Annotated in this window: 21 protein-coding genes and 2 pseudogenes; 13 read left to right on the forward strand and 10 right to left on the reverse strand. The window is 67.4% G+C overall.

The features are described from left to right. Positions 1-55: 55 nt before the first annotated feature. Positions 56-955, forward strand: coding sequence for an amidohydrolase family protein (locus tag M2283_RS34435; RefSeq protein ID WP_280880399.1), 900 nt, complete (start codon positions 56-58; stop codon positions 953-955). A 634-nt stretch (positions 956-1589) separates the two neighbouring features. Here M2283_RS34435 and M2283_RS34440 read toward each other — a convergent pair. Beyond that, positions 1590-1904 (reverse strand): annotated as a pseudogene (locus tag M2283_RS34440) (IS5/IS1182 family transposase); the annotation flags it as partial. A gap of 76 nt (positions 1905-1980) precedes the next feature. Continuing rightward, entirely contained in the window at positions 1981-3450 is a 1470-nt protein-coding gene (locus M2283_RS34445; RefSeq protein WP_280880400.1) for a carotenoid oxygenase family protein, read from the reverse strand. Positions 3451-3633: 183 nt separating this feature from the next. Here M2283_RS34445 and M2283_RS34450 point away from each other — a divergent pair, with 183 nt between their 5' ends. After that, positions 3634-4926, forward strand: coding sequence for a PucR family transcriptional regulator (locus M2283_RS34450; RefSeq protein WP_280880401.1), 1293 nt, complete (start codon positions 3634-3636; stop codon positions 4924-4926). Positions 4927-5077: 151 nt separating this feature from the next. Here M2283_RS34450 and M2283_RS34455 read toward each other — a convergent pair. Continuing rightward, positions 5078-5842: pseudogene (locus M2283_RS34455) on the reverse strand (carotenoid oxygenase family protein); the annotation flags it as partial. Positions 5843-6384: 542 nt separating this feature from the next. Here M2283_RS34455 and M2283_RS34460 point away from each other — a divergent pair. Then, on the forward strand, positions 6385-7515 hold the full coding sequence (locus tag M2283_RS34460; RefSeq protein ID WP_280880402.1) for an ATP-binding protein: 1131 nt from the start codon (positions 6385-6387) through the stop codon (positions 7513-7515). A gap of 120 nt (positions 7516-7635) precedes the next feature. Here M2283_RS34460 and M2283_RS34465 read toward each other — a convergent pair whose 3' ends face one another. From M2283_RS34465 to M2283_RS34480, 4 genes are all read right to left on the reverse strand, one after another. Beyond that, positions 7636-8406 (reverse strand): hypothetical protein, encoded by a 771-nt coding sequence (locus tag M2283_RS34465; RefSeq protein WP_280880403.1) that lies wholly within the window; start codon positions 8404-8406, stop codon positions 7636-7638. A 143-nt stretch (positions 8407-8549) separates the two neighbouring features. Continuing rightward, entirely contained in the window at positions 8550-9299 is a 750-nt protein-coding gene (locus tag M2283_RS34470; protein ID WP_280880404.1) for a transposase, read from the reverse strand. A 162-nt stretch (positions 9300-9461) separates the two neighbouring features. Further along, positions 9462-10124, reverse strand: a complete 663-nt coding sequence (locus M2283_RS34475; RefSeq protein WP_280880405.1) for a YdcF family protein — start codon at positions 10122-10124, stop codon at positions 9462-9464. After that, the gene (locus M2283_RS34480) at positions 10121-10915 is read right to left on the reverse strand and encodes a GntR family transcriptional regulator (protein ID WP_280880406.1); all 795 of its coding nucleotides are present in this window, start codon (positions 10913-10915) and stop codon (positions 10121-10123) included. Before M2283_RS34480 ends, M2283_RS34475 begins: the two co-directional genes overlap by 4 nt. Before the next feature lie 460 nt (positions 10916-11375). Here M2283_RS34480 and M2283_RS34485 point away from each other — a divergent pair, with 460 nt between their 5' ends. The 9 genes from M2283_RS34485 to M2283_RS34525 all read left to right on the forward strand — a co-directional run bounded on the left by M2283_RS34485 (position 11376) and on the right by M2283_RS34525 (position 19955). Continuing rightward, complete coding sequence (locus tag M2283_RS34485) at positions 11376-11642, forward strand: DUF6284 family protein (protein ID WP_280880407.1); 267 nt, start codon at positions 11376-11378, stop codon at positions 11640-11642. Beyond that, positions 11639-11935 (forward strand): DUF6303 family protein, encoded by a 297-nt coding sequence (locus M2283_RS34490; protein WP_280880408.1) that lies wholly within the window; start codon positions 11639-11641, stop codon positions 11933-11935. Before M2283_RS34485 ends, M2283_RS34490 begins: the two co-directional genes overlap by 4 nt. After that, positions 11932-12945 (forward strand): DUF2637 domain-containing protein, encoded by a 1014-nt coding sequence (locus M2283_RS34495; protein WP_280880409.1) that lies wholly within the window; start codon positions 11932-11934, stop codon positions 12943-12945. Before M2283_RS34490 ends, M2283_RS34495 begins: the two co-directional genes overlap by 4 nt. Before the next feature lie 72 nt (positions 12946-13017). Then, a complete protein-coding gene (locus M2283_RS34500) occupies positions 13018-13329 on the forward strand; it encodes a hypothetical protein (protein WP_280880410.1) in 312 nt (103 codons plus the stop codon). Between the two features lie 355 nt (positions 13330-13684). Next, entirely contained in the window at positions 13685-15526 is a 1842-nt protein-coding gene (locus M2283_RS34505) for an ATP-binding protein (RefSeq protein ID WP_280880411.1), read from the forward strand. Positions 15527-15620: 94 nt separating this feature from the next. Next, on the forward strand, positions 15621-16484 hold the full coding sequence (locus M2283_RS34510; RefSeq protein ID WP_280880412.1) for a bifunctional DNA primase/polymerase: 864 nt from the start codon (positions 15621-15623) through the stop codon (positions 16482-16484). After that, positions 16477-17952 (forward strand): ATP-binding protein, encoded by a 1476-nt coding sequence (locus M2283_RS34515; protein ID WP_280880413.1) that lies wholly within the window; start codon positions 16477-16479, stop codon positions 17950-17952. Before M2283_RS34510 ends, M2283_RS34515 begins: the two co-directional genes overlap by 8 nt. 439 nt (positions 17953-18391) lie before the next feature. Then, on the forward strand, positions 18392-18634 hold the full coding sequence (locus tag M2283_RS34520; protein ID WP_280880414.1) for a helix-turn-helix domain-containing protein: 243 nt from the start codon (positions 18392-18394) through the stop codon (positions 18632-18634). Positions 18635-18713: 79 nt separating this feature from the next. Continuing rightward, entirely contained in the window at positions 18714-19955 is a 1242-nt protein-coding gene (locus tag M2283_RS34525) for a tyrosine-type recombinase/integrase (protein ID WP_280880415.1), read from the forward strand. Between the two features lie 25 nt (positions 19956-19980). Here the strand turns inward: M2283_RS34525 and M2283_RS34530 are convergent, their stop codons facing one another. Genes M2283_RS34530 through M2283_RS34540 form a run of 3 tightly spaced genes read right to left on the reverse strand, consistent with a single transcriptional unit; the run spans position 19981 to position 23959 of the window. After that, complete coding sequence (locus M2283_RS34530) at positions 19981-20742, reverse strand: carotenoid oxygenase family protein (protein ID WP_280880416.1); 762 nt, start codon at positions 20740-20742, stop codon at positions 19981-19983. Positions 20743-20783: 41 nt separating this feature from the next. Beyond that, on the reverse strand, positions 20784-22253 hold the full coding sequence (locus M2283_RS34535; protein ID WP_280880417.1) for an aldehyde dehydrogenase family protein: 1470 nt from the start codon (positions 22251-22253) through the stop codon (positions 20784-20786). A gap of 53 nt (positions 22254-22306) precedes the next feature. Further along, complete coding sequence (locus tag M2283_RS34540; RefSeq protein ID WP_280880418.1) at positions 22307-23959, reverse strand: MFS transporter; 1653 nt, start codon at positions 23957-23959, stop codon at positions 22307-22309. A 219-nt stretch (positions 23960-24178) separates the two neighbouring features. Between M2283_RS34540 and M2283_RS34545 the strand changes: the two genes are divergently transcribed. Further along, a complete protein-coding gene (locus M2283_RS34545; RefSeq protein ID WP_280880419.1) occupies positions 24179-24673 on the forward strand; it encodes a VOC family protein in 495 nt (164 codons plus the stop codon). The last annotated feature ends 2 nt before the right edge of the window (positions 24674-24675 follow it).

The following is a 24675-nucleotide window of genomic DNA, read 5'->3' on the forward strand; positions in this document are numbered from 1 at the left end:
GTCCGCTGTGTGCCGAAGCGGCACCCGCCGTCGGTCACCGCCATCTGGAGATCCCGTGCCCGAACTCGATCCCTCGCTCCTCGTTGACGCCCATCACCATCTCTGGGATCTCGATCGGCGACCGCAGCCTTGGCTTGAGGAGGCCACGCTCAACCCGATCCGCCGCAGTTTCACCCTCGACGACCTGCGCGGGCAGGCGACCCGGTCCATCGCCGGGCACAGCCTGGGGGCCACCGTCCTCGTGCAGTGCCTGGCCTCCGTGGCGGAGACCGAGGAGTTGCTCGCGCTCGCCGAGGAGGACTCGCTCGTCGGTGCCGTCGTCGGCTGGGCGGACCTCGCCTCTCCGGCGATCGGCGACACACTCGACGCGCTGCTCGCCGGACCGGGGGGCACGTACCTGCGCTCCTTGCGGCACCTCGTGCAGGCGGAGATCGATCCGTGCTGGCTGCACCGTCCTGACGTGATCTGGGGGCTACGCGCGGTGTGCGAGCGCGGCCTCGCCTACGACCTGCTGGTAAGGCCCCACCAGCTGCCGTCGGCCGTCCGCCTCGCTGAACGCCATCCGGAACTGCGGCTGGTGCTGGACCACGCGGGTAAACCGCCCATCGCCGACGGCGATCTCGCCGACTGGGAGAAAGAAGTGCTGCGGCTCGCGGCCCACCCTCAGGTGTCCTGCAAGGTGTCTGGGCTCGTCACCGAGGCCGAACGTGACACCTGGACGCCCGAAGCGATACGGCCCGTGTGGGACATCCTGCTGTCCGCCTTCGGCCCGGAGCGCCTGATGTTCGGTTCGGACTGGCCACTGTGCGTCCTCGCGGGCGGCTGGAACCGCTGGGCGGGTGCGGTCGAAGAGCTCCTTGCGAGCTGCTCCGCCACAGAGACCGCGGCGATCCTCGCCGGGACTGCCACGGACTTCTATCAGGTCCAACCTGCTGTGAAGGAGTCACGCTTGTGACGGAGAGATCCTCCAGGACCCCGGCGTACGGCCGTTGGGGAGCGTGACACCTCAACAGCATGGCTTTTCGAGGCCGTTTACTCGGCTGTGGACCGTGGGCGACGACTTGTGGATGCTGATCGATCCGCTGCTGTCGCCGTGGCCGGAGGGGCCTGCGGGGCCCAGTCCGGTGGCGGACCGGCTGTAGCGCTGTCCCGTCATCCGCCGGGCTTCGTCAGTGATGTCACCCGGTCGGCGTTGTCCCGTTGCCGAGGAGTTGGGCCGGATCGCATGACCCGGGGACGGATGGGTCCCGGGGCCTTCCTGTCTGCGGTTTTGGGCCCCGATCGGCGCGGAGGGTTGCCGCATTGGTCGGTTACGGGCGGGTCATTTCCCGATGCCGTGGGCGAGGGTGCCCAGGGAGTGTGCGAGCCACAGGGACAGGTCACTGGTCGGAGCCTTCGCGGCTCGCTCGCCCAGGTGGTCGTGCAGACCGTACGGCCGTCCTCGACAGCGGGCTGTCACGGCTGAAGTGGCGCGGCCGGAGCGCCGTCTTCACTCTCATCCTGCTGCTGATGTTGGTTCCGTTCGAGTCGGTGGCCGTCCTGCTCTTCTACATGTTCGCCATCATCGTCCCGATGTCGAAGCCGGCCTTCGCCTCGGACAGATAGAGGTAGAAGGCCACGACGCGGCTGCGCTTCTCGGTGCAGCGCCGCAGCTTCCCGAAGCCGTTCACCCATGCGTGGCTTCCGCTCCACCACCCACCGCTTGCCGGCCTGGATCGGGGCGGGGACGCCCTTTCGGGCGATCTCGCCGGTCAAGCCCAACTCCCTGAGCGTACGGGCAGTGGGGAGTCGCGGCGGTTGGCTCCGGCCGAGACGATGCCGAGCGGGACGCCGGTGGCCTCGGTGGTTACCGAGCGCTTCAGGCCCTGTTTGTCCCGGTCCACCGGGGAGCGCCCTGCGGCCTCGGCCAGGGGAGCCGGAGGCCCGGCCGGGCCGGACACAGGGAGTCGGAGTCCGGCCCGGCCACGCCGGTGTCAGGGGTCAGGATGCGCGGCGGAATTCCTCCACACCGGCCCAGTCGCCGTGCAGGGCGTTTTTCATCCGGAACGGCAGGCGCGCGCTGGCGACCGGCCCGGCGGTGATGTCCGCGGTGTCGAGGACGACCAGGTCACTACGGACTTCGTCGAGGCGGTTGACCAGGCCGATGAGGTAGCCGTCACCCTCCGGGGCGCCCGCCCCGCGCGGCACGAACACCGGCTCCTGGACGGTGGCCGAGGGGCCGGGTGCCCAGGAGGAGCGAACGGTGCCACTGTGCGCGTCGACGTGCAGGAACCGGTTGTACATCATGTTGGCCGGCTTCGCGGGCACGCGGGAGAGGTCCAGCAGCGCCGGGTCGATGTCCATGAGGAACACGTGCCGGTATGCCCCCGACACGTAGCGTTCGTCGACGGCCGGGAACTCCGCCATCGTCGGCAGCAACACCTCACCCTGGGCACGCAGGTCGGCGCGACGTGGGTCGAGTTCGACCCGCATGACCGCGCCCTTCAGCTCACCGGGCGCCGACGAGCGCCCCTCGGCGTCGGGGAAGAAACCGAACACATTGCCGTCGGTGAGCGGGACGTCGTAGTAGATCTTGCCCCGGTCCTCGAAGGCGTTGAGGGTGTGCCCGACGAACGCGTTCGGTCCGCTGAACCAACGGACGTCCTCAGGCCCGCCGAAGCGCGGGATGACGCCGTAGACCACGTCCAGGCCGGGCTCCCACTGCCAGTGCAGTCCCCCCGCCCTCATCCGCTCCGCGTCACTCGTGAACGGGGCCACCGGGAAGATCACATAGTTCTCGGTGATGGCCATGTCGTGGACCATGCCGGGATACGGCTGCTTGAACCACGTCTCGTGCTTGACCTTGCCCGCCGGGTCGATCACGTAGTAGGCGATGTCGTCCGTCGCCTCGCCCTTGGCCTCGTAGCCGAAGCAGTACATGTCGCCGGTCTCGGGATCGAATTTCGGGTGAGCGGTGAACGTACGGCTGCTGACCTGTCCGGCGAAGTCGGACGCGCCGATCGTCTCCAGCGTCAGCGGGTCCAAGGCGATCGGCAGGCTGTCCTCTTTGAGCGCCCACAGCAGACCGTTATGCATGACCACGTTGGTGTTGCCGGTGGACCGGCTCAGGCCCGCCACGCTCGGATCATCGGTGTAGGGGTTGCGGTACAGACCGAACAGGGACTGACGTGCCTCACGCTCCCGGAGATAGCGAGGGGTCTGCACGTAGCGCATCTTGAAGTCGATGTGACCGTTCTGGATGCGGAACGCACTGACACTGCCGTCCCCGTTGATGAAGATGTCGTCGCCCATCATCGGCGGGTACTGCGGATCCGGTGCCACGCGGAAGAACGAGCCGTCCAGATCGGCCGGCACCTCGCCCTCGATCTCCAGGTCGTAGATGTCGCCTTCGAAACGCTGGGGCGCCTCCCAGCCGGACATCTGCGGGCTGCGGGGGAACGGCTTGGTCATGATGGCTCTCCTGTCGTCAGAGGGGCGTTACGTTCAGTACAGGCGACGCCCCGGTCGGCTTTCTTGCCGCCGGACGACAGAAAACCGGGCAGACGTTGGCGCCCGGCACGATGCCGCTGCGCGCCGGGCGGCCCGAAGATGGACTGTGGCAGGTGCAGCACCGACGAGAGGCACGAGGCCACCGTGGCGAACGACTGGATCCTGGCACTGAACCCGCGCAAGACCCCTCCGCCCACCCCCTGCTGCTCGGCGGCCACCCTCGCGGCGGCACGGGCCGAGCTGGGCAGCGGGCCCGTGGCCTGGGCGATCGAGGTCGCGGCACACGCCACGGACAAGGTTGAGGAGATGCTGGACGCCACGCACGCGCTGGACCGCCTCCACGACCATGGACAGCGGCTGCGCCGGGCGGCCGAGTCGTGCGCGCTGTCCGTCGTGCGCGGACTCCGCCAGGGCCTGCCCGCCGACGAGGTCACGGTGCCGACCGAGGCCGTGCAGGGCCTCCGCGACATCGTGCGCTTCGACATCCCGCTGGACCAAGTGCTCCGCGCCATGTGGATCTCCCACGTCCACATCTACGAGTCGCTGCTGGCCGAACTCGAAGGGGCCCTCGAACCGGCTCACTGGCCCGGCACAGTCCGCCAGGTGAGCGATCTGGCCTTCGCCTACGTCGACGTCTTCGCCCAGCATGCCGCCCAGGAATACGAGGCGGAGCGGGAACGCTGGCTCGGCAGCGTCGCCGCGGTCCGCCGCCGGGTGATCGACGAGATCCTCGCCGGTCACCCGGTGGGTCTCGCGGAAGCAGAGGGAATCCTCACGGTCCGCCTGGCACAGCACCACGTCGCCGCGATCCTCTGGACACACGAGACCGGAACCACGGACGCCTCCGTGACCGTCGACCGACTGCGCCGAGCAGCCACCGAGCTGGCCCGGACCCTGCAGGCGCCGGCCCTTCTGGCGGTGCCCGGCGAGGAGGCCGCGCTCTGGGTGTGGTGGTGCTGGAAGGAACCGCCGCCGGCCGACATCACCGGTCACCTGCGGGAGGCGCTGCCGGCGGACCTGCGTATGGCCCTGGGGCCCGGCGACCGTGGCCTGGAAGGGTTTCGCCGCAGCCATCTGCGGGCCAGAGAAGCCGAGCGCATCGCCCGCTCCGACGGCACACAACGACTGTGCGACTACTCCGAGGTCGCGGTGGTCTCGCTGCTCACCGCCAACCGGGAACAAGCCCGCTGGTTCGTCGAGGACACCCTCGGCGGTCTCGGCGAGGCCGGCGCGAAAGCGGCCGACCTACGCGAGACGCTCCGCCTGTACCTGGCCCACGGCCGCAGCCGCATGGCAGCCGCCGAACGTCTGCACATCGCCGCCACCACCGTCGCCTACCGCGTCAAACGAGCCGAGGCACTCTTGGGCCGCGCCCTCGACGATGACGAACTCCACCTGAGAATCGCCCTGGAGATCAACAGCCACGCACCCAGGTGACCGCTCAGACGCAGGGCGGGACCAGGGCGTGTGAAGCGACGCCGAGCAGTGAGAACCACCGAGAAGTGCCCATCCGCGGGTGCCGATGCCAAGGCTGAGTCTCTGTCGACCTGCTGGCCCGGCACGGAGGTCATGTGACCGCTACGGGCGGTCACTCACCATTCCGACAGGCCGCTACAGCCCTGTCCAGGGTCTGGTGGTCGGCCCAGTTTCCGTGGAAGCCGAACGGGACCCGGCTGGGGAGCTTGACCCGGGCCAGCGGGGTCCGGCGCAGGTCGGCGGCGTCGTGGATAAGCAGTTCGCTCAGGTCGGTGGCCCGGTTCCACCAGAGCGAGAGCAGGTAGCCGTCGTCCTCGCTGCGGGTGGTCTCGCGGGAGACGAAGACCGGCTCGCTCGGGCTGGTCAGCCCGCCCGGGCCCTCGACGACGGTCGTGCTGTCGAGGAGGTAGTCGTGGCGAGCCAGGCCGTCGCTCATGGTGTCGTCGGCCAGACCGCGCGTGGTGACGACGTAGCCGTAGCGGTGTGGCCGTCCCAGACAGGCGTCGTTGATCTTGGGGAACTCGCCCGCGATCCCGCTGATCATCTCCTCCGTGGCGCGTCCGGTGGCGAGGTCGACGCGCCAGCGGTAGGGCAGGGCCGGGGGGAACCACTCGTGGGAGCTCACCGGAGTACCCAGGCGGTCGGCGGGGGTGCCGAGCCGGGTGATCCTGTGCCCGTCGATGATCAGCTCGCCGTCCTGCTCGTAGGCGTTGAAGAAGTGGGTGTTGGCGAACTGCCCGCCGGCCTCGTGCCAGGTGACCTGATGGGTGCGGCGGTCCATGAGGACGATCTGCACGCCGTGGTCGAGGGAGCTCTCGTCCCAGACCACTCCCGGTCGTCCCTGGGCGATCAGGTCGAGGCGGAACTGTGCGGGCGTGACGGAGAAGACAGGCGCCTACCTCGCCTCGGTCACCGGAGCCTGACGGGCTTCTGACCTGCGGTCCGGCCGTCGTCATTGGTCGTTGTTGGCCGTCGTCGGTTGACCTCCGACGGCCCACAGACGGCCCGGCCGTGACTGACTGCCACTGTTGAAGTGAGTCCTAGCGCCAAAGACCCCCCAGCCTTGATTGGCTGGGAGCGTCTCGCGGGTGGCGCGCGGTTGGTTCCGCACCGCCGATATCCGCCTTGTAATGGCAGTCGCGATCAAGAGCGTGGACACGCAGGTCACTGCCGCTGCGGCACCAGCCCAGCCCATCGGCGCATCTCGACTGCGGCGAGCCGTCGTTGACCGTGGCTGATCACACGATGTGGCATGGATGTGGCACGTCTGCTGCACCAGTTGACCGGTCGCCGTTGGGACCTTGGGGCGCGTCGGACGGCGCAGTCAACAGTAAGGACCTCGACTTACCCCTACCACGGAAGGGGTAGAGCCACCTAAATCCAACTACATTCGCGCGATAGATATGCCACAATCAAACAATGGCGACCAGGATAAACAAAAAGAGCCGAACACTTGGTTTCAATGATATTGAGATCAAACCTTGCGGCCTCGGATACATGTACGAGTATGAAGAATGCAAGGAAATCAGCCTACCCGGCCTCCGGCGCGCAATTGCCAAATTGGAAGGAAAGAAGGTACCGCCATTCGATGTCCAGCCAACAGCCTTAGAGAAGATCGCCACCATCTCCGAAGGAGAGGCTGAACGACTACTAGAGGGAACGACCGGAAATGTAACATTCTGCCTACGCGGCAACGTCAGGCCAGAGTTCATCACAATAGACGTAAACAATTCGGGGGATCTTATCGCCTCTTTCTTCATTCCTTGCGAGATAGACGATCCGTCTTACGCAACCGAAGCCTTCTCTCCCCATCTTGCAATTCGAGGTGCCCGCCTCATCCAGTGTAAATACTGGGATGACCCTGGCCCGAAAATCCCGCCAGGATGGGACATTGACGTACTCCTTCCTCGCAACAGGAGCCTACTTTCGAGTGTTCGCGAGTTGGCCGTGGTGCTCGCTAGGTCGGCTGGGCTGGCACCTGACGTTCCCGTGGGGCCCGAGTTCGTAGCGGGCCTTTGTCATGGCGGTGCCCCCGACTCGCTTGTTGGACTTGAGGAGTCAGACTGGCTAGAAGTGAAGTCGCAAGGCTACGACCTGGACAACGTAAAAGATAAAATTGAGCTTGCCCAGGATGTTTCACGCTTCGCCAACGGCGAGACGGGAGGAATTCTCGCTATCGGCTACAGGGCCAAGAAGAATCGGAACGGCGAGTCGATCTCCAAGTGCACTCCCATCCCTGAGAGGTTTGCGCAGGCCGTTCGCTACAGGGCAACTATCGACAGTCGAATATTTCCTCCCATTGATGGGCTTAAAATCCGAACGTCTCCGCATGGCGGAGGGTGGATACTGACTGTATTTATCCCATCGCAAGCGGAAGAGAATAAGCCATTCCTGGTCCATGGCGCTATTGTCGGCGGCAAGGTGGAAGGGGCCTTCATTTCGATCGTTAGACGGCGAGGAGAGGCTTCAATTCCAATCACAGGGCCAGCAATTCACAGCATGTTGGCTGCAGGACGTTCGATATTGCACCGTAAAGACATTGGCCAGTAGCCGGTCCGCTGGTTAAGGCTTGTCCCGTAATTGACGTCAGAGACGCCTCAGGCCCGTCCTGACGGACAAGGCGCCGGAGGGTGCGGTGGACTCCGCGCCCCTCAGGTAGAGCAGTCGACTCTAGCCTCCTGTAGGTGGGTCAACATGGTAGGCGAACCTGGTAGAGAAATCCCAGCTGCGATGCCTGTGATATTTACCCGAACTGGTCATTTCGATTTCAATCGACGTGTTTTCGCCTACGGCGCTCTCGTCCACCACCCACCGCAAGTTTACGGTGTCACCAGTTGCCGAATCCGCTTCCCCTCTAAAATTTCGCGTCAAGAGTTTCCAGTTCAGATCACGATCCTGCGCGTCCCAGCCACGACAATGGAAATCGACAACCTGACCAACCTGGAGGCGCAAATTAGTAAAGTGCGCACCCGATTCGTTAAATTCGTTGCCAAAAGAATCCACGAGCGAGTCAACCACAGGGTAATGATTGAGGTCCGGCCCTCTCTGGCTTCGATAAATCGTTACAACATTCCTCAACTCTCCGGCAATTCCGGACAGTAGATCACGCTCAAAAGGTAGCAGATCCCTGCTGTGCATCGGGACATTTCTGAAGTCCTCGATTCGATCCATGTAAATATCGAACCGCTTCCGCTCAAGAAGTGCAGGCTTGAACTCCTCCCAATTCTTCACAATGATTTTACGGAGTTCGTAAATATGGGTATACGCCAGAAGATCACTTTCGATTGCGGCGCCATCCCGCCGCTTACGTTCCTCTTCTCGCCTTGCTTCAAGCGTCGCGACGTCCAGAGTGCCTCGCGTCACCCAATCGCTGCCGAGCACGGAGCGGATGAGAAGGCGAAGGGATGCCTCGATCCCGTTGATGGCCTCAGTGGGTTCCATCCTGCCATTGTGTCGAAGGCCAGCCTCCATGTCCCGTCATTTCGTCCATCGGCTTCCGCGTGCGGGGCCACGAGAGGCACACCTACTCAATAAGGCGGTGAACTCCCGATCGACGGAGGTTTGGAGAAGATCACTGAGGTTCTTCAGCGTTGCCGCTCCAGAGTGAGGATGGCTTTGGCGATTGACGTCATGCGATTCGGGCTGCATCGGGATCTGCGGAAGATCTGCCAGGACTTCAGGCGTGCGACGCCGCGTTCGACCGGTGCCCGTGCCGCGGCCAGGGCCCGGTTGAGGGTCTTCTCGGTGAGGGTGAGTTCCTGCAGGGGCCTGCGTTTGATGCCGGTGCTCACCCAGGGGCCGCCGCCCTGGTAGGCGAGGTCGGCCAGGATGGGGACGCCCTGGCGCTCGCAGATGCGGATGATCCGGTGGGTGCGGGCGGCGGTCAGGTCGTGAGTCCGGCCGGGCAGTGCGGGTGAGAGCCACAGCAGCCGGCCGCCTGGGTTGGTGACCACCTGCACGTTCACCCCGTGCCGGCGGTGTTTGTGGGAGTAGTCGGCCCGGCCGTCGCCGACCCGGTCGCACTCGGCGAGCGTGCCGTCCAGCAGGACGAAGTCCGCATCGGCCTCGCGCAGGACCTTCAGCAGGCCCGGCGCGCGTTCGGCGAGCAGGCGGATGACCGTGCTGGTGTAGGCGTGGGCGGTGGACTCGCTGATCCCGAACCCGGCAGCGATCTTCGCCAGGGTGGTGTGTTCGCGCAGGTACACCAGTGCCACCATCGCGCGCTGGGACGGGCGGAGCTTGCAGCGCCGGTCACCCTCACGGGTGACGATGAGCATCGTGACCCACTCCACGAGCGCATGGGGCAGGTCGAGTGCGGCAGGATAGATGACCAACGAGGCCCCCGAGCAATGTGGTTGAGACGTCAGACATCTCGATCAACAGCCCGGGGGCCTCGCTCGTTGCGCTTCATGGACCGTCACCTGATCGGTGGCCAACTCGAAGAAGCTCACTGGAACGAGCCTGTCTTTGCCCTTACCGCGCGGCGCTGACCGAGTTCAAGCGCTGGTTGCCTCGGGGATGAGTCTGCTGGTGAAGCCCCTGCCGCACAGCCGCTCATAGGCGGCCACGACGGCATCCGGCACAACCTGCTCGATGGCCAGACCCCAGCCGGGGAGCAGGAGCACTCGTTGCAGGGCGCCCACGATCATGTCGATCACCATGTGAGCGTCTCCGATGGAGTCGGTGTATTCCTCCAAGTCCATCGGCGAGGACGCGCACACCACTTCGACGTCGGCCCAGAGCTTCCCCAGCATGGCGTACGAGCGCCGCTCTTCGTACGGCTTGCTCACGAGCAGGACAGACGAGGCCTCGATGCCGGCCTCGGCCAGCACCGCTTTTGTGAACTCGATGTTCTCTGCAGTGCTCGTCGCGCGCGGTTCCAGCAACACGGCGGAATTCGGTACCCCGAGCTGCATCGCTCGCTCGCGGTAGTGGACCGCTTCTCCCTGCGGCATGTGCGTTCGGGTCGTGCGGCTGGTGGCCCCGGTGAACACGATGACCGGCGCCATGCCCTGGTGATACAGCTCCGCCGTCACGTCAGCCACACCGAGGTCGTGGCTGCCCAGACCGACGGCCACTGAACAGGGCCGTGGGGCGTGGTGCATGCGGTGGTAGTCCCACAGAAGTCGGGCGTCCGCCCACGCCTGTGCCGAGATCATTTCTGCCCCTTCCCGTCCTGTGCCGAGTCCGGAACCTTGAAGTCGTACTCCCACGCGAAGCGCGATGCCGCATGGAGGCCGATGGCGTACTCAATGACCGTGCCGTCAGCGGTATAGGTCGTGCGGTGCAGCTCTACGACGGGCTCTCCCGACGGCAACTGCAACAGCTTCACCTCGTCCGCCGTGGGGACGCGAGCGAATAGCGCCTCTCTCATGTGGTCGATCTCGTACCCCGCGTCATACAGCACCCTGTATCCGCCACCACGGCCGGCGGGTCCGGGCGTGGGGTCGACGATGCGGGTCCCCTCGACGTGTTCGGGTCGGTAGTAGCTGGTCAGGGTGTGGGTGGGCTGGGTGCCCTCCTTCACCAGGCGGGCGCGCGCGTACACCTCGGAACCGACTGGGATGCGTAGCCCCTCGGCAACGACATCACTCGCTTCCACACGGCTCACGGTCTGAGTCTGCTCGTTGCGCTTGTACTCACGCCCTGACGCCACCCGGTCCGCGATGAACGCGACCTCATCGCCGTCACGCCACTTCGCCTTGTCGTACCGGGCGATACCGAGCCGCTTGAGTGGAGTGCGCGGGCGCACGACCGTGCCGTGCCCGCGTGACGACGTCACCAGCCCCTCGGCCTCAAGCGCCTTGTACGCCTGATGGACCGTGGATTTTGAGCCTTCCCCAGCCTCGACAAGGTCTCTGATCTGGGGCAACTGGGCCCCCGGCGCGTATTCGCCGCTTCTGATCTGTTCCGCGAGCCGATCCGCCAGCTCGCGCCACTTGGCTACCACAGCCGATCTCCCTCCGACGCCTCCCAGTGAATCACAGTCCCAGGACTGTTGACAGTCCTGGGACTGCATGTCATCTTCGTTTTGGGCGGTCGCAGTCCTAGGACAGTGGATCGGAAGGGTCCTTCTTTGGGCTGCTTCTTAGCCGTGTCAGTTCGGAATAGCTCGCTGCCACATGGGGCCTGAGCTGGTCGTTCTTTGAGAACTCAACAGCGTGCCTGAGGTAAATCCGCCCCACCTTGCAAGGAAGAGGGCGGGCGCACACGGGTTCCGTCTCGTGTGCGAGCCAGCACGACTGACCTTTCCGCAGCTCAGTGGCTGCGGGCCGGTTGCCTCCGCTGCTCGTCTCGTACGAGCAGCGCTGAGGGGAGCCGGATGTTCCGACTTCAACGGCGTGCGCCCCCGGAGCTGTAACTCCGGGGGCGCTGTTCGGGCCGTTCCTCTGTGAAGGGACCTACGACCCATGAAGCACATCGTTGCTGTTCAGGCGGTTGTTACCGCCGACCTTTTCGACCGCGAGCCGACGGCTGCGGAGCTGGACGCGATCGAGCGGGAGATGCCGGTCATCCTGGCCGGCGTCGAGCTGCTGGACGCGCAGATCATCGCGCTCAACCACATCCCGAACGAGCTGGACACCCGCCGCATCCGCCGGGCCCACCGCCGGGTCCTGGCCGCTCGCCGCGAGCTGGCCAACCAGGCGGCGGACGCGCACCGGGACGGCGCGGCATGAGCGGACAGCAGATGGCGCGGGAGTTCACCGCGCAGATGTCCGTCCGTGACGGCCGCTGGCGTCTGTACGTGGCCCTGATGAACACCACCGACGCGTGGCCCGAGCACCGGTTCGGGCGCACGGTCCCGACGTTCACGGACCGTACGGACGCGCTCAGCGTGCTCGGCTTCGAGCCGGTACCGGGCGCTGAGTGGACGTGGACCGAGTACAGCGAGACCCCCGACAACCCCGCCTCTGCGGTCGTCCTGATCGCTGCGATCCGGGTGCGTTCATGGTCGGGGGTGAGTGTATGAACGGCGTTCAGATCCGTTCAGCGGAGCGGGCGTTGTCGGTTGGTACGTGGTTGATCGTGGCGGGCGCGATGCTCTACTCGATCCTCACCGTCACTCCGCTCGCGGCTGAGCACACCCCCGACAAGTGGGACTGGACCGCTCCCATCCTTCCCCTCGTGGTGGATGCGGCTGTGGTCATCGTGGTCCGGCTGGACGCGGTGCTCGCCCGGCTCGGGGGCAACGGCGGACGGTGGCCCATCGCGCTGCGGTGGATGACCGGCTGCATGACCCTCGCCCTCAACGTCGCCGACTCCGCGCTGAAAGGCGACCTGGTGGGCGTGGCTGTGCATGCGGTCGCGCCGCTGCTGCTGATCGTCACGGCGGAGACCGGACTCGCCTACCGGCGGGCCATCACTGCCGCCGTTCTGGTGCTGGAAGCCAAGCAGCAGGCCGAGCGGGAAGCCCGTGAACGCGCCGCCGTCGAGCGGCGGGATGAGGCTGCCCGGCGGGCCCGTGAGGAACGCGAGCACACGGCGGCGCTGGCGCGTGAACAGCGTGAGCACGAAGCCCGGATGGTCCGTGAACAGGCTGAGCGGGAGGCCGCCGTGCGGCGCGAGGAACGCGAGAGTGAGCAGGCTCGGGAACGTGCCGAGCGCGAGCAGCGTGAACGCGTGGACCGTGAGCGTGAACAGCGTGAGCGGGACCGTGAACGCCGTGAGCGAGTGGCCGCCGAGCACGCGGAACGCGAGCAGCGGGAGCGTGCCGAGCGCGAGAGCCGTGAACAGGCTGAGCGGGAGGAGCGGGCCGCGCGTGAACGCGCCGCGCTGCTGTCCGCCGGCCCCGCCACGGACAAGCTCCCCGAGGACGACGCGCGCGCCATCGTGGCCGCCGCCCGTGCGGAGGGCATGTCGGTGCGGACCGCAGCGGAACTGTGCGGCTGGTCGGTGGGCTGGGTCTCGACCCGGTACGCCGAACTGCGCGGGCCCGTCAACGGCGTGCCGGTAGGCCTCGCCGGTACGGGCCACTCATGACTGCCGCGTCGGGCAGTGGCTCTTTGCCTGTGTACCGGTGCCGACGCCAACTGATCGTGAGGGAGAGCCCTGATGGCCCATCGTGACCCGCCGGGGATCATCGCCCCGCACATTCCCGCCGACGCCTACCGACGCGCCGAAGCCACCGGGCAACCGGTCGTCATCGTCGTCCACACCACCGACCAGGAGGGGCGCCCGCTGCGTCACTACCTGTTCCCCCTCGCCATCGCAGGTGCCGCCGCCCTGGGTGGCTGGGGACTGGTGGCCGCCCTGTGCGCGCTGCTCGACGCCGCCGCCCACACGGCCACCGTCATCGCCCAAACCGCCGGACCCATCGGCATCGGCGGCGTCACCCTCAAACTCGCCCACCCGAAGGGCAAGTGAGCATCCGCCTACAGCTTCCGCTCGCCCCGGAACGGGGCCGGAGGCCGTAGGCGGCCCGCAGAGCGCCCGGACCCCTTCCCGTGTGGGTCGAGACTCCCCGGGCCATGAATGGCCGTTCCAGGTCCCGTGAGGGAGTTGCACGGCCGGTTTTTCCGCCGCTCTACGCGCGCGGGCGCGTAGAGCCCCACCCCTCCCCACCGCTCAACTCTGCAACTTCGCAGGTCAGATGTGGTTGCGGGGGTTCAACCGGTGCTGTCGACGCAACCGACAGCACCACCCCTGTGCAACTCGGGCGGGCCGGTGACGCCATGCGACGGCGCACCGGCCCTCATCCACGGTCTTGGAGGACCCTTTCGTGGACTGGAAGCAAGCATGGTCGACCACCGCCAACACCACCAACAGCGCGCTGGATTCACTCGCCCCGGTGTGCGTGCCGTTCGCGGCCCGCTGGGACCTTGAAGCGGACCGGCGTGACAAGCTGCGCACCCCGGAGCACTTGAAGACGCTCATGGCGGCGCAGAAGGAGCACAACGCCGCGCGGTCCACGCATTCCACTGCCAAGTCGCAGCAACTCACCGCGCGCGCCGCGTCGAACAATCCGTTCGCGGCCGGTCGCCGCGCCGCCCGGGTGGCGAGCAAGGCAGCCGCGCGTCACGAGCGGGACACCCGCGCCAAGCTCAAGGCCGCGCGGGTGAACTACCCCAGCACGCTCAAGGCCCGTGCGGTTCAGGCGCACTCGGTGCACGCCGTGCCCGGTGCGATTGCGTCCGCGCTCATGTCCACCTCGACCCTGACGGTGTGGCCGGTCGCCACGTCGGCTCTGCTGGTCGGGGCGAACGTGGCGGGTCTCGCGCTCGGGCGGCGCAGGCTGCGGGTGGTGGTGGATGAGTCGGTGTCGCTGGAAGAGCGTCAGCTCATGGAGCGTCTTGACCCGTCGTACTGGGTCGAGCACGCCCCTGATCGTGGTCTGTCCGGCACGGTCACCACGCCGCCGAGCATGGAGCCGGGTGGTATCCGGTGTGAGATCCGTCTGGATGGCACGTGGACGGTCAAGACGCTCGCGGACAAGGCCGATTCGGTCCGTGCGCTGCTCGGGGCCCGCACCGCGCTGCGCATACGGATCACCTCTGCCTCGCGCGGCGGGTGGGCCGTCGTGACCCTGGCGACCCGGTCGGCAGCCGCGGGCGTTTCCTCGCTGTGGACCCCGGACCGCATCCCGTCCGACCCGCTGATGATGAGCCTCGCTCTGGACACCGAGACCGGCGATGAGGTCCTGGTCCCGTTCGACGAGCGGCTGTTGGTGTCCGGCGCGTCCGGCACCGGCAAGTCCTGGTCGTTCCGTCCGCTCATGGCGACCGCGCACCTGCGCGGTGACCTGCTGCTCATCGACGGCAAGGGCGAAGAGGCCAACATCTGGGAGTCCGCGTGCCGCGTCGCCGTGGAACGCGACGAGATCACCGACGCGGTGGATGAGGCACACGGCGAGATGAACCGCCGCAAGGTCGACATGAAGGCGCGCGGGATCAGCGTGTGGGACGGCCGTCAGCTCACCGTCGTCGTGGACGAGGGACAGGTGATCCTGGCCCTGATCACCAAGGACAAGGACCGGCTGCAACGCCTGATCGAACTGTCCTCGCTGGGCCGCTCGCGCGGTGTCGTCCTGTGGTGGGCCACGCAGTACCCGCTCACCGATGGCGGGGCGCCGGGCGTGCACAAGCTGATCGCGCCGAACCTCCTGACGCGGTTCTCGCTGCGGGTGGCCGGTACGACACAGGCCCAGGTCGCGCTGGACGACTGCGCGCACTACGCCCCGCACCAGATCCCCGACGGCCGCGAGTACCGGGGGCACGGCTACCTCAAGGGCTACGGGCCGCGCATGCTGCGCACCTGGACCCTCGACGACGCGGGCGTACGCGCGCTGCCCAAGTCGATCTGGACCCCCGACCGGACGTCGGGCGGACAGTCGGCGCGTGCGCTGCACCTGGTCAAGGACACGCCCGCATCGTCCGGGGCGGCGTCCAACCGGGACAAGGTGCTGGCCGCCGTGCAGTCGGGGGCGCGGACCGCGAAGGACGTGGCCGACGCGACCGGCCTGAACAAGGGCACCGTCTCCCGCGAGATCAAGACCCTCACCGCGAGCGGAGCCCTGCACCGGACCGCAGACGGCAGGCTCCTGCCCGGCCAGCAAGCGGCTTGACCACTCCAGCGAACGACAACGGCGGCCCCCTCACGCCAATGAATCGGGGCCGCCGCCAATCCAGCACGCTCAAAGAGAACTGGAGACCTCCAGCATGACCCAACCGACCGACATTCGGGCAGAGCGCCTGTCTACCGCTCTCTCCTTGGCAGCCTCCGGATTGCCTGTACTGCCGTTACGAGCTGGGAAGGTGCCGTTCGGCAACTGTCCCACCTGCGCCAAGAACGCCTGCGGTGGCCGGCCGAACATGAAAACTCCCGGCTCCTGCACCTGCCCGCACCCGTGCCACGGCTGGGCCGCCGCCACCACCGACCCCCGCGTCATCAACTCGACGCCGTGGGCGCGGGCGTGGCGGGAAGCGGCGGGCGTGGCCTACCACCCTGGCGGTGCTGGACTCACCGTCGTTGATCTCGACAACGCGGAAGCCATCGCGTGGGCCCGAGCGAGCCTGCCCGCCACACGGACCGTGGCGACAACCCGGGGCGAGCACTGGATCTACCGGGGCGCGATGCAAGGAGCCAACGGCGTCCGGTCCGGCGTCGACATCAAGTCGACCATGGCCTACGCCCGTTGGCTGGGCCCCGGCACCGGTGCCATGGCGCCCCTGCCGGACGTTGTGCGCGCCTTGACCGTGAGGGAGCCGACCACGGTCCGGCCGCTGGCCGTCACGGTGCCCGCGCCGCTCGGTGGCGGTGAGTGCCCGCACCGCACGCCGACCTATCTGGACCGTGGGATTGCCATGGCGGAGCAGCGCATCACCGAGGCACGGGAGACGGTGCACTCCACCGTCTACCGGACGTTCCTCGCGGTGCTGTCCACGCACGGCCGGTGCGGCTGCCTCACCGAGGCACACACTGCGCGCCTGTTCACCGCCGCACAGGCCAAGGGCGAATCGCCCCGGCACTGCACCGACGCGTGGACCAACGCACTGACCACGTTGGGACTGAGCCATGTCTGAGGACGAGAAGAATCCCGCCCGCGAAGTCATCGCGGACTACGCACAGGCCCACTTCCGCTACTTCCGCACCACTGACGGGACCGTGTACGCGCAGCGGAACGGCCACCCCGTGGCCCGGCCGATGCGCTCCCAGGGCACGACCGGCAGCCACCGCCAGGAACTCATCGTCGGCATGTACCGGGACGGGATCGGCGTCTTCAACGGGACCGCGCTCAAGGAAGCACTGGACCTGATCGAAGCGCTCGCACTGTACGAGGACACGCACGCCGTGAACATCCGCGTGGCCCCCGGGTTCGACGGGGCGACGTGGCTGGACCTCGGCCGCGACGACGGGCAGTCCGTCCGCATCCACCCCACCGGCTGGGACATCCTCACCCCCGACCCGCGCGAAGTCTGCTGGCGGCGTACACAGCTCACCGGAGAGCTGCCCCTGCCGGTCAAAGACACCGAAGGCAAGGGCATCGACCTGCTGATGCGGCTGTGTAACTTTGCTAACGCGGAGACCGAGTGCCTGGCCATCGCGTGGCTGATCGGCTGCCTCGGCCCGTCAGTGCCGGTCCCCGCGCCGTTCCTCACCGGCCCGCAGGGCGCGGGCAAGTCCACGGGTGGACGGATGCTCACCAGGATCATTGAGGGGATGAGCGGTGACCTGCGGCGGGCGCCGAAGGATGAAGAGAGCCTGATCGCGGCCGTGGCGGCGGGATGGATCACCGCGCTGGACAACCTCTCCCACGTGACGCCGGATTTGTCGGACGCAATGTGCTGCATCGTGACCGGCGCCGAGAGCGTCAAACGGGCCCTGTTCACCGACGGAGACGTGTTCCGCGTCGGCTACCGCCGGCCCCTGCTCCTCACCGGTATCGACGTCGGTGTCATCCGGCCCGACCTGGCGGATCGGCTCTTGCCCCTGCGGTTGGAGCGGCCCAAGGTCAGGCGTACCGAGGCGGAGCTGTGGGCGGACTACGCAGAGGTTCTGCCGGTCGTCCTCGGCTCGCTCCTGGACCTCACGGTCAGGGTCCGCGCGGCCGAGGCGGAGACCCCGACCGATCTGCGGATGGCGGACTTCGCCCACCTGTGCGCGCAGTTCGACGCTGCAACGGGCCTGGGGGCGCTTCCCGCGTACCGGGCGAGTCTGGACGACCTGAACGACGACGTGATCGAGGGTGACCTCCTCGCACAGACCGTCCTCCAGCATGCCGACACCATCGAGCCGGGTGCGGCGCAGCGGATGACGTCCACCGAGTGGCTGTCCTGCCTCAGTCGTCTCTACAGCGGCGAGGATGGCCGTCCTCTGCCCAAGGGGTGGCCGACCACGGGCAAGGTCCTCTCGGACCGGCTCAAGCGCCTCCAACCAACGCTGGCCGCCCGGGGCGTCCTCGTCGACGCTGGCCGCACCAGCGCGGGCCGCTACCTCGAAATGATCCGCACGCTCCCCCCAGCCCCGCACGAGCAGCAGCGGGCGTTCTGACCCGCGATCCGCAGGCTCAAGCGAACAGCAAGAGGAGCACGTGCTCCTCTTGCTGTTCGGCGGAACGCCGCGCCAAGGTCGCGCCGCGCAGCGGCTCCTTCTTCGCTCTGTAAGGCGCACTAAGTACTACAGGCAGCCCCTTCTTTGTCCTAGGAAGGAAGACCCTGCGTCATGTGCGTCACGCGGGCCGGAAAACGGCTCCTGACCTGAGGCAACAGGCATGACGCAGACGGCTTGCCCTGCGTCATCCTGCGTCATCTGCGTCATTCGATGACGCACCCCATGACGCTGCCATGACGCACGCCCCAGCGACTGCGTCAAGCAAAACCGCAGGTCAGAGCCCTGAATGACGCTGTCGACGCAATGACGCAGAAATCCGCACCTCGGACAGACGCGACCCCCTGAAGAGGACCCCCCGCTCGCGCACGGAGGACACGTCATGAGCACCGTATGTGAACAGCCGGACCCGCGCGCCACGCTCCGCGCCGGGTTGCCGGACCGCTACCTCACCTCCGACGACATCGCCGAGATCTTCGAGGTGCCCAAAGAGACCGTCTACCAGTGGCGCAAGAAGCGTATCGGTCCGCCCGGATTCCGCATCGGCAAGTACATCCGCTACGACCCCGCCGACGTGCTCGCCCACGTTGCCGAACGTAAGAGCACCGACCTAGACGCCGCCTGACCCAACACCCACCGCAGACAGCAGGGAGAGCCGCTACCCAGCGGCTCTCCCTGCTGCGTGTCGAGAGGACCGCCGCCACATGGCAGGCCACATCCAAGACCGCTGGTACAAGACCGAAACCACCCCCGACGGTAAGACCGTCAAGGTCAAGACCGACCGCCACGGAGCGGGGCTGCGCTACCGGGCCCGGTACGTCGGCCCCGACGGCACCGAGAAGTCCAAGAGCTTTCCCGACCGTCAGAAGCGTCAAGCCGAACAGTGGCTTGCCCATATCGAGGCCGACATGTCGCGCGGTCAGTACGTCGACCCGCGCGCGGCAAAAACCACGTTTCAGCAGTTCACCGAGAAGTGGCTCAAGACGCTCGGGTCAGACCCGAACACTCTCGAATCCATGAACTCCCAACTCCGGCTGCACGCCTTCCCGTATATCGGCTCGCGCCCTCTCGGATCGTTTCAGCCGGGGCACATCCGTGAGTGGGTGGCGGTGCTCGAAGAGAACGGCCTGCCAGGCTCGTACGGCAGGGCCATTTACGCGAACGTGCGTGCCGCACTGAGTGCCGCTGTCGACGATGGTCACCTGAGCCGCAACCCGTGCTCCGCGGGTTCCGTCAAACCGCCGGCGCTTGACCCCAAGCGTGTGGTGCCGTGGTCGGCTGAGCGCGTGTTCGCCGTACAGGCTGCGATGCCGGAGCGATACCGGGCGATGGTCGATCTGGGGGCCGGTTGCGGGATGCGACAAGGCGAGATCCTCGGAGTGGCCGTGGACGCGCTCGACTTCGACTCCGACACCCTGCACGTGGTGCAGCAACTCAAGCTCAGCCGGAGCAAGCCCGTGTTCGCCCTACCCAAGGGCGGCAAGACGCGGCACGTACCGCTTCCCGGGCCCGTAGCCGATGCGCTCAGGGCCCACATGAAGCAGTTCCCGCCCGTTGAGATCACTCTGCCCTGGAGGACGGCCGACGGACCGAAGGTAACCAAGCGGCTCATCTTCCTGGCACCGCGCGGCAACCACGTGTGGCGCACCTCCCTGAATGAGGAAGCGTGGAAGCCCGCGCTTGTCGCGGCCGGAGTCATTCCCGAACCCGACACGGAGGAAGAGGGGTACGCCGCAGCACGCGAGCACGGTATGCACGCCCTGAGGCACTTCTACGCGTCGGCGTTGTTGGACGGAGGGGAGAACATCAAGGCCGTCAGCGAGTACTTGGGGCACAGCAATGCGGCGCTGACGCTTCGCATCTACGCTCATCTCATGCCGAGCAGCCAGGAGCGTACGCGCACGGCGATCGCAACTGTCTACGACAAGGCGCAACGCCCAGTCTGACGGCCCACAGACGGCCCACGGCCCCCTACAGAACCGTCAGTTGGGGAGAATCCGCAGCTAGAACGCCTGTAGGGCCGTGGGTTGGCTTCTCTGAGCCGAAGAAGACGGCGTAGTGATCGCTGACCGCGAAGTCGTGCATGAGGACGGGTACGCCGATGTCGAAGGAGTGCGATTCGATGATCTCGGCCGTCTTCGCATCGGCGCGGTACCAGGTGATGGTGGGGCCGGTGGCGGCGAAGAACAGCATGTCGCCGCTGTCCGGGTCGATCTTGTAGTGGGCGGTGCACAGGATGTCGATGCCGCCGTGGAAGTCGTACGTGCCGAAGGTCTTGAGCGTCTCCGGGTCCATCGCGTACGGCAGTCCGCCCTCGTAGTAAACGAGCAGGCGATCGTCGAAGACACCGACATTGGTGTTGGCGACGTTCTTGGCGGGCGGGGCTCCGTCGGGCAGCCGGCCGGGGGTTCCGCCGTTGACGAAGCCGCTGTAGACGGCCTCTCCGGCCTGTACTTCGATCTTCATGGAGTCGGTGTCGACCCAGCGGGTGCGGTAGGCGGCCTTGCCCTCCCGGAGGTAGATGCCACAGACCATGCCGTCGCCCTCCCACCAGTGGTAGCGGTCGGTGTTACGGGGCTGGAAGCGGGGGTTGCCGAAGGTCCGGAACAACGCCCCCGCGAGGTCGGCCGGGATCTCCCCCTGCACCTCCAGGTCGTACGCCTCGTTCTCCTCCGTCCACGGCGTGAAGGGGCCGCGCAGGAACTTGTTGTCGGTGGGCCAGTCGGTGGTCATGAAGGTGTTCTCCTGTGGGGTGTCTTCGAACCGGGTAGGTGTCAGAAGGGGTAGTGCGGGAGTTCGCCGCGTACGGTGACCCACTGCTGTTCGGTGAAGGCTTCGATGTTGGCGGCGCTGCCGCCGTGGCGGGAGCCGGTGCCGGAGTCGCCGACCCCGCCGAAGGGGATGAGCGGCTCGTCGTTGACGGTCTGGTCGTTGATGTGCACCAGGCCGCTGGGCACTCGTTCCGCCAGGGCGAGTCCCTTCATGACGTCCCGGGTGAGGATGCCCAGGGACAGCCCGTACTCGGTCCCGGCGGCCAGGCGGGCCGCCTCGTCGATGTCCTGGAAGGGGACGACGGGCGCGACCGGCCCGAAGATCTCCTCGGCGTAGGCGGGCGCGGTGAGCGGTACGTCGGCGAGCACCGTGGGCCGGTAGAACAGTCCCTCGTAGCCGCCGCCCGCGGCCAGCCGGGCACCGGCCGCGATGGTCTCCGTGACGATGCGGTGCACGCCGTCGCGCTGTCCGCCGTCGATGAGCGGGCCGACGGCGACGTCCTCTGTGGCCGGGTCGCCGACCGGGAGCGCGTCGGCGTGCTGGGCGAGCAGGGCCGTGTACTCGTCGGCGACCGAGGCGTGGACGAGGTGCCGGCTGCTGGCCATGCAGATCTGGCCGGCGTGGGCGAAGGATCCCCAGGCGCCCACCGAGGCCGCCTTCTCCAAGTCGACGTCGTCCATGACGACGAGCGCGGAGTTTCCGCCCAACTCCAAGTGAACCCGCTTGAGATGGCGGGCCGCGGCGATACCGATGGCGCGTCCGGCCCGGGTGGAGCCGGTGAACGCGATGACGGGTACCTGCGGATGCTCGACCACGGCGACCCCGACGTCCGCGCCGCCGGGCAGGACGTGCAGCAGACCGGGCGGCAGGCCTGCCTCCTCGAAGACGCGGGCGAAGACCACGCCGCCGCTGACCGCGGTGCGGGGGTCCGGCTTGAGGACGACCGCGTTGCCCAGAGCGAGCGCCGGGGCGACGGCCCGCATGGCCAGGACGATCGGCACGTTGAACGGGGCGATGACGCCGACCACGCCGACGGGGACGCGACGGGCGAACGACAGCCGCTGCTGCCCGGAACGCAGCAGCTCACCGTAGGGCGCCCCGGCCAGGGCGGCCGCCTCGAAGCATTCCTCCGCACCACCGCTGCTGACCTGCATGGCCGCGAACGGCCGGATGGCGCCGGACTCCCGAATGAGCCAGGTCTCGATCTCCTGCTGGTGTTCCTCGAACAGGCGCGCCGCACGGCGCAGTACCGCGGCGCGGTCGGAGTACGGCTGGGCGGCCCACTCCCGCTGGGCGTGTACGGCTCGCTTCACCGCCTTGTCCACTTCGGCCGGTGTGCCGGTGCCGACGCGGCCCAGCGTCTTGCCGGTGGCGGGTTCGACGGCGTCGTACTCCTCGCCCGAGCCGCTGATCCACTCACCTGAGCCGGAGAAGATGCGGCCTTCCCAGGCGCTGCTGTCCAAAAACGTCATGGTGTCCCGTTCCATGTCAGGGGTTGTTACGGCTGTGTCCTCGGGGTTGGCGGTCAGGCGCTGGGGAGCGCCTTGGCCGAGGACGAGGTGATGGTCGAGTCGGCGGTTGCGGCGGCCGCCTCGTCGTCGGGCGTGCCGATCGCCATGGCACCAGGGGCTCCGCTGTGCCGCAGGGCGACGGCGGCGATCACCGCGCCTGCCAGGGCGGCGCCGGCGCAGATGTACATGCCGAGGTCCAGGCCCGATTCGAGGGCCTGGCGGGCGAGAGGGGCCACGGTACGCGACAGGCTACCGAGGTCGGCGTTGGCGGCCGCGAGTGCGCCTCCCTCGGCGTTGACGGCGTTGGCGACGCCCAGGGCCCGCGGGGGAAGCCCGGAGGAGGCGAGCTTGTCGGCCAGCGCGCCGCTGGCCGTGCCGAGTGCGACGGCGCTCATGACCGCGGGGCCGAGGGCCTGCCCCGTCTCGCGGACGAGGCTGGTGACCGCGCTGGCCATGCCGGCGTAGTGGATGTCGACCGTGCCGACCGCGACGGCCGTCAGTGACGAGAACATCGTGATGAAGCCGACTCCCATCAGCAGGATGGGTCCGGTCATCGACGCGAGGCTCGTCGCGTCGCCCGGCAGCAGTGCCATCCAGAGCTCTCCGGCGGCGAGCGACAGCAGTCCGCCGACCAGCAGGGTGCGGGGGTGCACGTGGTGCAGCAGTTTCGGCAGGAACGGAGTGAGCAGCAGCGGGACCGCCTGGATGAGTGCGAGGGGCAGGGCGGCCTGCAGCGGGGAGACGTGGTTGACGGACTCCAGCTTGATGCTGAGCGCATAAGCGGTGCCGATGAAGCCGAACAGGGCGAGCAGTCCGATGGCGGCGGCCGCGGCGAAGGCGGGGGTCTTGAACAGGTCCAGGCGCAGCATCGGTGCCCGTGACCTTCGCTCCACGGCGACGAACGCGATGAAGGAGGCGGCGGAGAGGGCGAAGGCGAGCACGATGTGGGGCTCGGAGTAGCCGTCGCTCGCGCCCTCGATGACGGCGTAGAGCAGGGCCAGCAGGGACACCGCGATGGTGAGCTGACCGGGCCCGTCGAGGCCGCGGCCGGCGGTGGCCCGTGGGGAGTCGACGAGCCAGCGACGGCTGACGGCCGCGGTGACCAGGCCGAGCACCGCGAGCGGGACGAAGGCCCAGCCCCAGTGGGCGTGTTCGGCGATGAAGCCGCTGATCAGCGGGGCGATCATGGCGCCGAAAGCGAGGCTGAGCGCCCAGTACGACAGCGCTCTGGCACGGCCGACGGCCTCCCGGGTGCCCGCGACGATCACCGCCAACGAGGTGGGGAAGATCGCTGCGGCTCCCAGGCCGGCGATCACCTGGCCGGCGATCAGCTGGGTCATCGACGTCGCGGTGGCGACGACCAGGCAGCCGGCCGTGATCAGCAGCCCGCCGAGGACGAGCAGGCGCTTGCGTCCGAACAGGTCGCCGAGGACGCCGAAATTCAGCTCCAGGATGGCCGTCGGAAGGATGAACGCGGCCGGGATCCAGGCCAGGGCGGTGGCCGATGCCCCGAGGTCCCGCTGGATCTCACCGATGAGCGGGGAGGCCAGGGGGATGCCGATCTGAGCCACGCAGATGGCGAGGCAGACCGCCATCAGCGTGCCGCGGCTCAGCGGAACAGGGTTGTTCGGGAAGGGTGTTGGGCTCTCGGCATCGTGAGCGGTCATGAGGGATGCCTCCAGTGGTGCTTGGTGGACGCCGTCGATTGAGCGGCGCCCGAACATGGTGTCTCGAATATCCGGACAGGTAGTTCATTGAGCAGGACCGTGCCCTGCAGACTTCCCTCCAGTCAAGGGGATCGACAAGAGAATTCCGTGTTTGACGGGCAAGCAGCAGCTGGGTACTGTCCCAACTATCAGCTATCTAGTCCTGAAAATGGAGACACCATGAGTATCACCGGTCTCGGACACACCGGCTTCTGGGTCGACGACCTCGAGAAGATGCGCGACTTCTACAGCCGGGTCATGGGACTGACCGTGACCGACGAGGACGAGGAGCGGCGCATCGTGTTCTTCTCGTCCCGCCCGGACGAGGAGCACCACGAGTTCGTGCTCCAGGAGGGCCGGACCGCCCCGGCCAGGACCAGGCTCACGCATCAGGTGTCGTGGCGGGTGGACTCGCTGGAGTCGGTCATCGACTTCCACCACCGGTTCCGCGCCGAAGGCATCGAGGTCCAGCAGGAGGTCACCCACGGCAACGCGATCGGGATCTACTTCTTCGACCCCGAGGGCAACCGCAACGAGGTCTACCTGCGCATCAAGCGCGACGTGCGCCAGCCGTTCCGCAAGACGCTCAACCTCGACCAGTCCCCCGAGGAGATCTTCGCCGAGGCCGAGCGGCTGCTGACCGAGGGCGGCCCCGCCTACCAGCCCGTCCAGTGATC

Source organism: Streptomyces pseudovenezuelae, assembly GCF_029892565.1.
GTDB lineage: Bacteria > Actinomycetota > Actinomycetes > Streptomycetales > Streptomycetaceae > Streptomyces > Streptomyces pseudovenezuelae_A.